At 59.3% G+C, this 13,794-nt stretch carries 10 protein-coding genes; 3 read left to right on the top strand and 7 right to left on the bottom strand.

Annotated features, from left to right (window positions below; translation table 11 throughout):
- Window positions 1-93: 93 nt before the first annotated feature.
- The gene (gene ppx, locus GM154_RS13170; protein WP_074821752.1) at window positions 94-1,599 is read left to right on the top strand and encodes an exopolyphosphatase; all 1,506 of its coding nucleotides are present in this window, start codon (window positions 94-96) and stop codon (window positions 1,597-1,599) included.
- Here the strand turns inward: ppx and ppk1 are convergent.
- The gene (gene ppk1 / locus GM154_RS13165; protein ID WP_010796691.1) at window positions 1,586-3,787 is read right to left on the bottom strand and encodes a polyphosphate kinase 1; all 2,202 of its coding nucleotides are present in this window, start codon (window positions 3,785-3,787) and stop codon (window positions 1,586-1,588) included. The genes ppx and ppk1 overlap by 14 nt on opposite strands.
- Window positions 3,788-3,805: 18 nt before the next feature.
- On the bottom strand, window positions 3,806-4,819 hold the full coding sequence (gene hemB / locus GM154_RS13160; RefSeq protein ID WP_010796690.1) for a porphobilinogen synthase: 1,014 nt from the start codon (window positions 4,817-4,819) through the stop codon (window positions 3,806-3,808).
- A 247-nt stretch (window positions 4,820-5,066) separates the two neighbouring features.
- On the opposite strand from hemB, the gene GM154_RS13155 reads away from it, so the two are divergent.
- Both GM154_RS13155 and GM154_RS13150 read left to right on the top strand, forming a co-directional pair.
- Window positions 5,067-5,621, top strand: coding sequence for a DedA family protein (locus tag GM154_RS13155; RefSeq protein WP_219652491.1), 555 nt, complete (start codon window positions 5,067-5,069; stop codon window positions 5,619-5,621).
- 150 nt (window positions 5,622-5,771) lie between these two features.
- Window positions 5,772-7,892, top strand: a complete 2,121-nt coding sequence (locus GM154_RS13150; protein ID WP_258019839.1) for a bifunctional diguanylate cyclase/phosphodiesterase — start codon at window positions 5,772-5,774, stop codon at window positions 7,890-7,892.
- A gap of 7 nt (window positions 7,893-7,899) precedes the next feature.
- Here GM154_RS13150 and GM154_RS13145 read toward each other — a convergent pair whose 3' ends face one another.
- The 5 genes from GM154_RS13145 to GM154_RS13125 all read right to left on the bottom strand — a co-directional run bounded on the left by GM154_RS13145 (window position 7,900) and on the right by GM154_RS13125 (window position 13,634).
- Window positions 7,900-8,355, bottom strand: a complete 456-nt coding sequence (locus GM154_RS13145; protein WP_010796687.1) for a YaiI/YqxD family protein — start codon at window positions 8,353-8,355, stop codon at window positions 7,900-7,902.
- Between the two features lie 9 nt (window positions 8,356-8,364).
- Window positions 8,365-10,278, bottom strand: a complete 1,914-nt coding sequence (locus tag GM154_RS13140; RefSeq protein WP_219652490.1) for an FTR1 family protein — start codon at window positions 10,276-10,278, stop codon at window positions 8,365-8,367.
- 213 nt (window positions 10,279-10,491) lie between these two features.
- Window positions 10,492-11,124: a homoserine/homoserine lactone efflux protein gene (gene rhtB, locus GM154_RS13135; protein WP_010796685.1), complete on the bottom strand. Its 633-nt coding sequence runs from the start codon at window positions 11,122-11,124 to the stop codon at window positions 10,492-10,494.
- Between the two features lie 15 nt (window positions 11,125-11,139).
- Entirely contained in the window at window positions 11,140-11,724 is a 585-nt protein-coding gene (locus GM154_RS13130; protein WP_233432108.1) for a mechanosensitive ion channel family protein, read from the bottom strand.
- Window positions 11,724-13,634, bottom strand: coding sequence for an ATP-binding cassette domain-containing protein (locus GM154_RS13125; RefSeq protein WP_219652489.1), 1,911 nt, complete (start codon window positions 13,632-13,634; stop codon window positions 11,724-11,726). Before GM154_RS13125 ends, GM154_RS13130 begins: the two co-directional genes overlap by 1 nt.
- Window positions 13,635-13,794 lie beyond the last annotated feature (160 nt).

Here is a 13,794-nt window from a genome sequence, read left to right as displayed (position 1 = left end):
CCATCGACTGAAACAGTCTGACTGCACGTTGAGGTTTGGCAGACCTCTTCGATCGTGGCACGATTGTCGACGTTTATGTATGAGACCGTCAGCATGCCGCATTCATCCGCAGAACCGTTTCCCCTGATTGCTGCCATCGATCTTGGCTCCAATAGCTTTCACATTGTTCGGGCGCGGACTGACCATGGCGAAATTCGTATCCTTGAACGTATGGGCGAAAAGATTCAGCTGGCCGCTGGGCTGGACGAATCACGAATGCTCAGCGAAGAAGCCATGGAACGCGGGCTTGAATGCCTGCGCCGCTTTGCCCAGTTGATCACCGGCCTGCCACTGGGCGCCGTACGTATCGTGGGCACCAACGCGCTTCGCGAGGCCAGGAACCGCAGCGACTTCATCATGCGTGCCCAGCAGGTACTGGGGCATTCCGTGGAAGTCATCTCCGGCCGTGAAGAAGCCCGCCTGATCTACCTGGGCGTTTCCCATACCATGCCAGATATGGAAGGCCGTCGCCTGGTGACTGATATCGGTGGTGGCAGCACCGAGTTCATTATCGGCCAGCGCTTTGAAACCCATCAGCGCGAAAGCCTGCAGATGGGCTGCGTCAGTTATACCAAGCGGTTCTTCGCGGACGGCAAGATTACGCCGTCCCGCTATGCCCAGGCCTACACGGCCGCCCGGCTGGAGTTGATGAACATCGACCAGAGCCTGCGCGAAAAAGGCTGGCAGGAAGCCGTAGGCGCCTCCGGCACCATCCGTGCCGTAGCCCTGGCCATCCAAGCCGCCGGACGCGGCAAGGGTGAGGTCAATGCCGAAGGCATCGAGTGGCTCAAGCGCAAGATCTTCAAGCAGGGCGATATCGAAAAGCTCGATATCGAAGGGGTCAAGCCCGACCGCCGCACCATTCTGCCGGGTGGTCTCGCCATTTTAGAGGCAATCTTCAAAGCGCTGGAGCTGCAGGAGATGAACCTGTCTGAAGGCGCACTGCGTGAAGGTGTGCTCTATGACATGATCGGTCGCCAGCACCACGAAGATGTACGGGAGCGTACGTTGTCAGCCCTGGCAGAACGCTACCATGTGGACAAGCGTCAGGCCGAACGGGTCGAGCGCCGTGCCCTGAAGGCCTTCGAACAGGTTACCGAAGCCTGGAATCTGAGCAATCCTTGCTACCGGGAACTGCTGACCTGGGCAGCGCGCGTGCATGAGATCGGGCTGGACATTGCCCACTACCACTATCACAAGCACGGCGCCTATCTGATCGAGCATTCCGATCTACCTGGGTTTTCCCGACGCGACCAGCAGATGCTGGCCCTTCTGGTGCGCGGCCATCGCCGGAATATCCCGCGGGATCGCTTCGCCGAGCTGGGTGATGAAGAAGGCGAAAGCCTGATCCGCCTGTGCATCCTGCTGCGCTTTGCCATTCTGTTCCATCATATCCGCAGCAACCAGGAGCGCCCCATCGTGACGCTCAAGGCAGGCCCGCGCAGCCTCGCGGTATGCTTCCCGGTCGGCTGGCTGGAGCAGAATCCGCTGACCCAGGCTGACTTCGAACAGGAAGCGCAGTGGCTCACGCGGATCGGCTATACCCTTACCGTGTGTTGATACCCGGACTGCTCAGGCGCTCCATGAGAGTCGCCTGCACAGTCCGCGGGTTCTGGTTGCCCGTTGGCGAAATGCGCTGGTAACTCCCGTCCTCCTGCAGCACCCAGCTCTGGGTGTTGTCAGTGAGGTAGGCTTCCAGATCCTTCTTGACCCGTGAAATGAGCTTTTTGCCTTCCACCGGGAAGCAGGTCTCCACACGCATGTCGAGGTTTCGCTCCATCCAGTCCGCACTGGACAGGTACATGCGCTCATCTCCCCCATTGAGGAAGTAGTAGATCCGGCTGTGCTCCAAAAAGCGGCCGATGATCGAACGCACCTGGATGTTATGCGACACGCCCGGTACGCCCGGACGCAGACAGCACATTCCGCGAACGACCAGATCGATTTTCACACCCGCCTGGCTTGCTTTGTATAGCGCTCGGATAACCTTGGGATCGGTCAGACCGTTGACCTTGGCCATAATGTGCGCGGGGCGACCCTCCGCAGCTGCAGCGGCCTCACGGTTGATCATTTCCAGCAGGTTCTTCTTGAGCGTAAACGGCGCATGCAGGAGCTTTTTCATGCGCAGGGTCTTGCCCATACCGATCAACTGGTTGAACAGCTTGTGAACGTCCTCGGTCAGGGCTATGTCAGCCGTCAGCAGGCTGTAGTCGGTGTACAGCTTCGCGTTGCCGGCATGGTAGTTACCAGTGCCCAGGTGTGCATAACGCCGCAACTCACCATTTTCACGGCGCAGAATGAGCATCATCTTGGCGTGAGTCTTGAAGCCGACCACCCCATAGATCACCACGGCCCCTGCCTGCTGGAGACGGCTCGCCAGTTGCAGGTTGGATTCCTCGTCGAAACGCGCCCGCAATTCGATGACAGCCGTCACTTCCTTGCCGCTACGCGCCGCTTCCACCAGCGCATCGACGATTTCCGAGTTGGCGCCGCTGCGGTACAGGGTCTGCTTGATGGCCAGAACGCTGGGGTCCTTGGCGGCCTGGCGCAGCAGGTCAACCACAGGCGTAAAGGACTCGAACGGGTGCATCAGCAGCACATCGATCTTGCCCAGTACGTTGAAGAGGTTTTCCTTCTTCTGGAGTAGCTTGGGAATGCTGGGCGTCAGCGGGGCGTTCTGCAGCTCAGGGTGGCTGTCGAGTCCCGTCACACTGAACAAGCGCGTCAGGTTGACCGGGCCGTTGACCTTGTACAGCTCGCTTTCAGCCAGATTGAACTGCTTGAGCAGATAGTCCGTAAGGTTCTTCGGGCAGCTTTCGACCACCTCTAGGCGTACCGCATCCCCGTAGCGGCGGGAGAACAGCTCGCCTCGCAGTGCGCGGGCCAGGTCGTCTACATCTTCGGCGTCCACCGACAGGTCGGCGTTACGGGTCAGACGGAACTGGAAGCAGCCCTTCACCTTCATGCCGGGGAACAGGTCGTCGGCATGGGCATGGATCATCGAAGAGAGGAAAACGTAGTTGTCGCCCGGGCCGCCAATTTCTTCGGGCACGCTGATGATACGCGGCAGCGAACGCGGCGCCGGAATAATGGCCAGACCCGAGTCGCGGCCAAAGGCGTCCATCCCTTCCAGCTCAACGATGAAGTTGAGACTCTTGTTAACCAGGAGCGGGAACGGGTGTGTGGGATCGAGCCCGATGGGCGTGATAATTGGGGCGATCTCGTCGCGGAAGAACTTACGCACCCAGCCCTTGATCTTCAGATCCCAGTTGCGGCGGCGAATGAAGCGGATCTGATGTTTGGACAGCTCCGGCAACAGCACATCGTTGAGAATGGTGTACTGGCGCGCCACCTGCTCATGCACGATGTCGCTGATACGGGCCAGGGCCTGATGCGGCAGCAAGCCGTCGGCACCGGCCTGCTCGCGGGCAAAGGCGACCTGTTTTTTCAGACCCGCGACACGAATCTCGAAAAACTCGTCCAGGTTGCTGGAAAAGATCAGCAGGAACTTGAGCCGTTCAAGCAGCGGATAGGACTCATCGAGGGCCTGTTCGAGCACCCGGATGTTGAATTGCAGCTGAGACAGTTCCCGGTGAATATACAGGCTACTGTCGTCAACACTTAAGGCTGGCACGGCCGGTGCTTCTGGCACCGCGACCGCAGGCGTGGTTTCAACGGTGGGCGTAGCGTCGGTCAATGCGGCCTCCTCGGTGCGCGCAGTAGTATCAATGAGTCCTTGGCTGTTCATGGCAGCTCCTTGGGAGCGTTAACGCTCCTGACGTAATTGTTGGGCAGCGCGTTTGGCAAAGTAAGTCAGAATGCCATCAGCGCCGGCACGTTTGAAAGCGAGCAGAGATTCCAGAATCACCGCCTCGGATAGCCAGCCGTTCTGGATTGCGGCCATGTGCATGGCGTATTCACCGCTGACCTGATACACAAAGGTCGGCACGCGGAACTCGTCCTTCACCCGGCGCACAATGTCCAGGTAAGGCATGCCCGGCTTAACCATGACGGAATCGGCCCCCTCGGCCAGATCGCCCGCCACCTCCTGCAAGGCTTCGTCACTGTTGGCCGGATCCATCTGGTAGGTCGCCTTGTTGCCTTTGCCCAGGTTGGCGGCCGAGCCGACCGCATCCCGGAAAGGCCCATAATAGGCACTCGCATACTTGGCCGAGTAGGCCATGATCTGCACGTTGTGATAACCCGCGTCTTCCAGGGCCGCGCGAATGGCCCCTACCCGGCCATCCATCATGTCCGACGGCGCAACGACTTGGGCACCGGCGGCCGCATGGGACAGCGCCTGCCTGACCAGCACCTCGACGGATATGTCGTTCAGCACATAGCCCTTCTCATCGAGAATGCCATCCTGTCCGTGGGTGGTAAACGGATCGAGCGCAACGTCAGTAATCACGCCCAGCTCTGGAAAGTGTTCACGGAGCGCACGCGTGGCCCGCTGGGCGATACCATCAGGGTTGTAAGCCTCGGCACCATCGAGAGATTTCTTCTCAGGCGGTGTGACGGGGAACAGAGCGACGGCAGGAATGCCTAATGCTACAAGCTCAGCCGTTTCTTCCAGTAGAAGATCGATGGATAGACGCTCGACGCCCGGCATGGAGGGCACGCTTTCACGGCGATTTTCGCCGTCGAGCACGAACATCGGCAGGATCAGGTCGTCTACGGTCAGCGTGTGCTCACGCATCAAACGGCGGGAAAAGTCATCCCGGCGCTGGCGGCGCATCCGCGTGAATGGAAAGGAACGGCTTACTGAAGTGAAACTCACGGTGTACTCCCGGACTCAAGCAGAGTCATTGTGATGAGTTATAAGTCACTATCATGACCGAATGGTAACAACTGATGACAATAAGGCATGTCTATCAACCCTGTTTAAGGCAGACGACCTCTAGCTTCGGCTTGGCACATCGCTATGCAAATCCCCTGCTTTTAAAAAGGGTTAGGCGAAGCGATAGCTTCCTTCCGGCGGCTAACCGAGTTAGGCTGCGCCTTCATTTCGCCCTGTTGTCGTGACGATGCTGCAACAATTCCTCCATGATTTCGGTTATTTCGCCCTCTTCCTCGGCACGTTCTTCGAGGGTGAAACCATTCTGGTTCTGGCAGGTTTTCTAGCCTTCCGCGAATACATGAACATCCAGACGGTCATCATGGTGGCCTTCATGGGAAGTTATGCAGGCGACCAGCTGTGGTATTTTCTGGGTCGCCGTCACGGTCGTAAGCTACTCAAGCGAAAGCCTCGCTGGGAAGCCATGGGAGACAAGGCGCTGGATCATATTCGCCGTCATCCCGATCTATGGGTGCTCAGCTTTCGCTTCGTCTACGGCCTGAGAACGGTAATGCCGGTGGCCATTGGCATGTCGGGCTATCCTCCGGCGCGCTACCTGTTGCTCAATGGTATCGGCGCCATTGTCTGGGCCACTGTCCTGGGATTAGCGGCCTATCACTTTGGAGCAGTGCTCGAAGGAGCCCTGGGCAATCTCAAACGCTACGAACTAATGGTACTCGGCGCCCTGCTGGTCCTGGGTGTAGTCCTCTGGCTATGGCGCCGGGTACGTGCTCCGAAAAAATAGTTTCCCTTCTTTTTCCCGCCTCCACCTGTCGGTCACCCTCAAGCTTGGCCGACGGGCGGCCGATAAGGCCATTACCAACGTATTCAGTAGCCTTGCCGTGGCGATATTGAAGATATCGATGCAGTAGGATGTCCTTTCGAGTCTGTAATCATGTTGCTTGCCACATCCCTGCCTGACGGCTTCGTACCGGTCGGCTCCGATCATCATCATTTCGTTCTGGTTCTGCTGTCCTATCTGGTAGCGACAGCGGCCGGTTATACCGCGCTTTACATGGCCAGACGCGCCTCGTCGGCCGCCTTGAGTAAGAACCGTCTGCTCTGGTGTGGTGTAGGCGGCCTGGCGCTGGGGAGCGGTATCTGGTCAATGCACTTCATTGCGATGCTTTCCTATGCCTCGCCGGTCAGCATGCAGTACGGCTACAGCATGACGTTGCTGTCGTTAGGCATCGCCGTTGCCGTGTCCTGCGTTGTCATGTGGCTTATCAGTCGTGAGCGGCTTGCTACCTGGGAATACCTGGCAGCATCGGTCGCAGCGGGCTGCGGCATTGCAGCCATGCACTACACCGGAATGTCCGCAATCAATTCCATTGGTGTCCAGGTGTACGACCCGCTCCTGTTCCTGGTCTCCATCCTGGTGGCTATCCTGGCGTCTCTGGCGGCATTGATCATGGCGTTTTACGTCCGTAACCAAGCCGGTCGCCATACCCAATTGCTCATGATCCTGGGTAGCCTGATTCTAGGCGGTGCGATCGTGTCTATGCACTTCACTGGCATGGCCGCCCTGACACTGGCAGTGCCTGAAAACACGCCCCTCATGATGTCCCATGAAACCCATCATGGGCTTCTGGGCACCATCATCGCGTTTCTGACCATGACTGTGATCTGTGCAGGCCTGACAGCCGCCCGCCTAGAGCAACGCTTCCATGAGCAGAGCGTGCGCCTGGAGGAAGTATCGACGGCGCTGAGTCAGGTTACGCTGCTCGATCCGCTTACCCAGCTGCTGAATGATTACAGCTTTACACAGACGCTGGCGCGCATCATCAACAAGGCCACCCCTGAAGAAGGCCTTGCCCTGCTCAATCTGGATCTGGATCACTTCAAGCGAATCAATGACAGCCTGGGCTACAACGTGGGCGACGATCTGCTTACCCAGGTTGCCCAACGCATCACGGCCGTGCTTGATAGCACTGTGCACGTCGCTCGTCAGGGTAACGAGTTTCTAGTCCTGGTTCCTGAGGCACAGCCTGAGCACAGCGAAAACCTTGCCATGCGGCTGTTGGAACAACTCCGTCCGCCTTTCAATCTGAGCGGACAGCAGATAGGCATGACGCTGAGCATCGGCATTGCCCACTATCCCAAGGATGGCCGTTCCGCCAATGAACTGCTGCGCAATGCAGGCCTTGCCTTGGGGCAATGCAAGCGCAACGGGCGTAATCGCTTCCTGCATTTTGCTCCAGAATTGCAGACCCAGGCGGAGGAAACACTTCACTTGGAGCAGGAACTGCGTCAGGCCATTACTGAAGGCACGCTGGAAGTACATTACCAGCCTATTGTTACCAGTGATGCGCGGACCACCGCCAGCCTGGAGGCATTGGTTCGCTGGAATCATCCGACGCTTGGTCCCATCAGGCCTGACCGCTTTGTCCATGTAGCAGAGTTGAGCGGGCAAATTGGTGAGCTGGATCATTGGGTCATGCGGCGTGCCTGTCGAGACCTCAAAATCCTACGGGAGCTGGGTTATAGTGATCTACGGGTCGCTGTGAACTGCTCGCCGCTGAACCTCACCGACCGCACGCTTCCCAAGCGGGTGGAAGAAGCGCTCAGCGCGGCCGACCTGCCGCCCGAGGCGCTGACGCTCGAGCTGACTGAAAATGCTCTGATGCATAACCTCAACCTGGCGATTGAGTTGTTAGAACGAATTCGAGCGCTTGGCGTAAAGGTTTCGATCGATGACTTTGGCAGTGGCTACTCCTCCCTGGCGTACCTAAGCAAGTTCAAGGTCGATACGCTCAAGGTCGATCGCTCGTTTGTGCGTGATATTCCTAATCAGCAGACCGATATGGAGATTACTGCCGCGATTATTGCCATGGCGCACAAACTGCAGCTCAGAGTTGTGGCCGAAGGTGTGGAGACCCTAGAGCAGCTGACTTTCCTCAGGGAAAACCAGTGCGACTTCATCCAGGGTTATTTCTTCAGCAAGCCCCTATCATTGCCGCAGCTGCAAGTCTGGCTGGCAAGAGCCGACCAGGAGCAGAACGTAGAGCCAGCCTGAGCCAGCTCTACGCCGAGCGGGTCAACCGGGTAAGCAGGCGGTCGAGCGAATTGGCAAAGGCCTGCTTTTCCTTTTCCCCATAGGGCGGCTGACCACCGCCCATCTGGCCCTGATCGCGCAGATCAGTCATCAGGTTACGCACCGCCAGACGCTCGCCCATGTTACGGGTATCGAACTCCTTGCCACGCGGGTCGAGCGCATCCACGCCCTTTTTCACCAACCGATCCGCCAGCGGCACGTCGCTGCAGATGACCAGATCACCCGGCTGGGCCTGTTCGACCAAGTAATCGTCTGCCGCATCCATCCCGCTTTCCACAATAATCAACCGCACGCAGGCATACGGCGGTTTGATCTGTGGCTGGCCCGCCACCATGATCACGTTGAGCTTGCGCTTCAGGGCAAACTTGAAGACCAGCTCTTTGGCAGCCCGCGGACAGGCGTCCGCGTCGATCCAGATATGCATGTAAACCTCTTACGCGTTTCCGACAGAGCCGCCTGACACCTCACGACGGCGTTCGGCATAGCGGCTGCGGGCATAGAGTAGCGCAATGGCCACGATCGCGATGCCCTGGGCGGTCAAGGTATAGGCATCGGCGTGGATACCCAGCCAGTCGAGATCAAAGAACGGTACCGGACGGGTGCCGATCACACCGGCTTCTTGCAGCGCCGCCACGCCATGCCCGGCGAAAATTACCGACAACAGACACAACAGGACGGCATTGGCGCTGAAGAACAGGCCCAGCGGCAGACGCATGGAGCCTCGCAGGATGATCCAGGCAAGCCCTACCAGCAGAACAACCGCGGTAATCGCACCGCCCAGTACCGCCGCATGACCTGCCGGGCCGGCCTGTAGCCACAGGGTCTCGTAGAACAGGATGACTTCGAATAGCTCGCGATAGACCGAAAAGAACGCCAGCACGGCAAAGCCGAAACGACCACCGCCACCCACGAGGCTGTTCTTGATGTAGTCCTGCCAAGCGGCAGCGTTGCGGCGGTCATGCATCCAGATACCGACCCAGAGCAGCACCACACTGGCGAACAGACCGGTAATGCCTTCCATCAATTCCCGCTGCGCACCACTGATATTGAGCGCATACGCTGCCACCGCCCAGGTAGCGACACCAGCCAGCATGGCCAGGCCCCAGCCGATGTTCACGCTACGGATGGCGGACTGCTGGCCGGTTTTGCGCAGGAAAGCCAGCACGGCGGCCAATACCAGAATGGCTTCCAGACCTTCACGGACAAGGATCAGAAGGCTGGCGAAAAAGCTCAGCGAGGTGGACATGCCACCGCCGCTCAACAGGTCGCTGGCTGCTGCCAGTTTCGTCTTGGCTATGTCCAGGCGAGCCTGGGCTTCCTCCACGGCAAGGCCATCCTGTAAGGACTGCCGATAAGCCATGAGCGCCTTTTCGGTGTCCTTGCGCAGGGTCGCGTCCAGGTTATCCAGGGCGCTTTCCACCAGTTCGAATCCTTCCAGATAGGCTGCCACCGATAGGTCATAAGCCTGGTCATGCTCGCCTTCGCGGTAGACCGCCAGGCTTTTATCCAGAGTTGCCCGGGTGTAATCGATCAGCTGGGCAGGGCCGCGTTGCTGTACAGGCGGTTTGGCACGCTGGGCACGGAACGCGGCCGCAACCTCATCTCCTTGTGCGGCGGCCACTTCGGCAGGTGTGCGGCCCGCCAGCTGCGCTAGATCGAACGAGGCCGCACCCGCTTTCGTCGGATCGGCACTAAAGCTTGCAATGTAGGACGCCACATCCCAGCGCTGACGCTCATCGAGTTGATTGGCAAAGGAAGGCATGTCCGTGCCGTCGATGCCCCGCGTGACGGTGTTGTAAATATCGTAGAGGCTCAGGTGATCCATTCGCGCCGGATCGCGCAGATCGCCGGGAGGGGGTTCCAAACCGATGCCGGCCGGGCCGTCGCCCGCCCCGGTATTACCATGACAGACCCCGCACTGTTGGGCGTAGAGCGGTGCGCCACGGGTTGGGTCTGGGGTAATAGCTGGCGCCTGCGCCACGTGGTACAGCTGAGCCAGTCGAGCGGCTAGCGCCCTCGCTTCCTGTCCGACCGCATCGCCGTCGGCCTTCTGCGTGATGGCCTCGCGCAGGTGGGTGACGCCCTGCTCCAACTCGGTCCGTTCAGGACGCGCCGGCAGACCTTCGATCAGGGTTTGCAAGGTATGCAGGAGATCCAGCTGATCGCGGTATTCCGCTTCCTTGATAACGGCGCCCTTACTCACCGTGGCGGGATAATCCGCGCCAAGGTAGCCCAGGATATGCAAGGCGTGGGCGGCCTCATCCTCGGGCTCGGCCTGCACGGCCGGACTGAGTGAAGCAAGCAGGGGCAACAACAGTACAGCAAACAGCCGGTACAGCTTAAACATGAACGGATTCCAAACAAGAATGGATGGCATTAGCCATAGTGTTCTACTTGTAATGCTTTGTTACAAGCCTGCCGAGTCGCTGTTTTCAGGTTTTCGTCGGGAGACGGGATTGGCGCAAGGGCGCGCAACGAGATATCAACAGGCGAGAGCGCTCAGCCAAACCGCTCTGGCAAGCGGATCAGCTGGCATGAAAGGATTAGCGGTGTAGCAGACTCAGCTGACAGCTTGCCGAACCGTGGCCAGCAGCCCGGCAGCGCCCATGAATAAGCCAGAGAAGACGCGGTTGGTGAGCCGCTGCTGACGTGGCGTGCGCAATACGCGCAGCACCCTGGCGGCAAGACCGGTATAGCCAGCCATAACGATCAGGTCGACCGTGACCATGGTAGCGCCAATGATCAGGTACTGAGCCAGCAACGGCTGACTGGGATTGATGAACTGAGGCAATACCGCCAGCATGAACACAACGGCCTTGGGGTTGCTGGCATTCACCAGGAAACCACGAAAGACTAGCGAAGAGGCGCTGGCGGTAGCGCCGGGTTTGGGTGCGTTGGAAAAGTCCATGGGTGCGGCTTTCCACTGCCGGATGGCGAGGTAGACCAGGTACAGCACGCCGAACCATTTGATTACCGCGAACGCCAGTTGCGAGGTTGCGAGCAGAGCCCCTACCCCGGCGGCCACGATCGCAATCTGCAGAGCAAGCCCCAACTGCAGGCCAATAGCGTTCCAGTAGCCATGCCAGAAACCATGACGCAACCCCGCCGACATGGAAGCAATGGCGCCTGCGCCAGGGGAAAGACTGATCACCCAGCAGGCCAGCAGAAAGGCCAGCCATGTATGCAGCGCCATCGGGAACTCCTTTTATCAGCGATCCAGGAAGGTGAAGGGTACGTCTGTACCACGCCAGCGGCGAACAGCCTTCTGGAAAAACAGCGAATTGGGAATCTGCAACAGCGCAGCTTCCTCGCTGTTGACGCCTTCGGTCATGTCTTCCAGCGTGGTATACAGCATGTTGATCGCCACGACACGTCCTTTCACGCCGGGCTTGTCCGCCGCATCGATGATCTCGACCCGATCGCCCAGCCGAAACGGTCCCACCGTAAAGATGAGCAGCGCACAGAACAGGTTGGACAGGACGCTCCAGATGGCAAAGAACGCAACTGCAGCCACCGCGATAAAGCCGGAAAGGGCCGCCCAGAGAACCGAGCCGGACACACCAAAACGCTCCAGGACCATGAGCAGTGCACTGCCCATGATCAGCCAGCGCAGCAAGCCCCGCATGACCAGTACGAACTGCGGCGGCAAGTGATAACGCTCGCCGATGCGGGTAATGGCCCGTGCGATGAAGCGTTGCAGGATATACCCGGCAAGCAGGATAGCCAGGACCTGCACGCCCAGAATGACGCCGCGCTCCCAACCTGCCGGAATAAGAGAATGAAGTTCTTCGATCACAAGGCGTTCTCCAGTTCCAGCTGCAGGCTTTCCAGCCGCTCGAGGGCTTCCAGCCAGCCTTCTTCCAGTTCGCTCTCGCGTGATTTCAGTTGTGCCTGTTCCGCCAAGGCCACTCGAAGCTCCTCTTTACGTGATGCTTCATACAGACCACTGTCGCCCAGACGTGTTTCGAGTGCGGCCAGCTTTTCCTGGACCTTGCCCAGCTCCTTTTCGAGCTTGTCTGCCTCGCGCTTGAGCGGGGCGAGCTGCTGGCGCAGCGCAGCCGCCGCCTGGCGCTGGGCACGCTTGTCGACCTTGTCGGCATTGGCATCCGGGGCGGACACAGGTTGCTGGCGGGCGCGAAACTCCACCAGCCACCGCGCATAATCGTCCAGGTCGCCGTCAAAAGCCTGTACGCGGCCATCGGCGACCAAGAGAAACTCATCCGTCGTGCTCTTGAGCAGATGACGGTCGTGGGAGACCACCAGCACCGCGCCGGAAAACTCCTGCAGGGCCATGGTCAGCGCCAGGCGCATATCAAGGTCCAGGTGGTTGGTCGGTTCGTCGAGCAACAAGAGGTTGGGCTTTTGCCAGGCGATCAATGCCAGGGCCAGACGCGCCTTTTCACCGCCGGAAAAATTCAGGACAGCCTCATCGCAGCGATTGCCACGGAAGTCGAATCCTCCGAGAAAATCCCGTAGCGTCTGCTCACGCTCACCCGGAGCGATACGCTGCAGGTGCAACAGCGGGCTGGCCTTGGGGTCAAGCGAGTCCAGCTGATGCTGGGCAAAATAGCCGATGGCCAGATTCTCACCGCAGGTCAGGCGGCCGCCCAGCAGTCGCAGTTCGCCAGCCAGGGTCTTGATCAAGGTGGACTTACCCGCCCCGTTCGGTCCCAGCAGACCAATACGGGCACCGGGCGCCAGTTGCAGCTTGACCGGGTGCAGAATGGTCTTGTCGCCATAGCCGAGGCGGCCTTCGCTAAGGTCCAGCAGCGGATTGGACAGCTTGTCGGACTCACGAAAACTGAAATCGAACGGCGAATCCACATGGGCAGGCGCCAGTTCTTCCAGCCGCTCCAGGGCCTTGATCCGGCTCTGGGCCTGGCGTGCCTTGGTGGCCTGTGCCTTGAAGCGCGCAATGAATTTTTCCATGTGCGCACGTTGCGCCTGCTGCTTCTCGTACGCTTGCTGCTGTTGGGCCAGCCGCTCGACGCGGGTACGCTCGAAAACAGAGTAACCGCCACGATAGAGCGTCAGCTTTTGCTGTTCGAGGTGAACGATCTGATCGACCACGGCATCAAGGAAGTCGCGGTCGTGGGAGATCAGCAGCAACGTACCGGGATAGCCCTTGAGCCAGTCTTCCAGCCAGAGGATGGCGTCGAGATCAAGGTGGTTGGTGGGTTCATCAAGCAGCAGCAGGTCGGAAGGACACATCAGTGCCTGTGCAAGGTTCAGACGCATCCGCCAGCCGCCTGAGAAGTCGCCTACACGACGCTCCATCTGCTCCGGCATGAAACCAAGCCCAGCCAGCAGTTTGCGGGCTCGGGCGTCCGCAGTATACCCATCGGCCGCTTCCAGCTCGGCATGCAGGCGCGCCAGAGCATTGCCGTCGTGCGCGGCTTCTGCCGCTACCAGCCCGGTCTGAATATCACGCAGGTGAACGTCCCCATCCAGGACATAGTCGACTGCCAGCCGATCAAGGGTATCGACTTCCTGGCGCATGTGGGCAATTCGCCAGGCCGCCGGTAGCTGGCAATCACCGGCATCCGGCACGAGCTGCCCCCGCAGCAGGGCGAAGAGACTGGACTTGCCCGCCCCGTTGGCACCCACAAGACCGGCCTTCTGGCCTGGGTGCAGCGTCAGTTCGGCACCTTCCAGCAAACGCTGTGGGCCACGTTGTAAGGTAAGGTTATGTATTCGAATCATGGCGGCGAGTGTAGAGCCTATTGACCTGGTGAGGCGAGCCGGACAGCACCGGTGCCTTTGGAAACTGGCGAGTAAAGGCGGTTTCGCGCCCGCTGGCAAGCACTCTTCGCTGACCGTCATGCCCATCGTCAACAGGACCGCCTTGCCTACAGGACTCTTA

Origin of the sequence: Pseudomonas sp. MAG002Y, from assembly GCF_019400845.1 — a bacterium.
GTDB lineage: Bacteria > Pseudomonadota > Gammaproteobacteria > Pseudomonadales > Pseudomonadaceae > Chryseomonas > Chryseomonas luteola.
The sequence above is the reverse complement of the archived record's forward strand: the minus strand, read 5'-3'. Positions and strand labels throughout refer to the sequence as shown.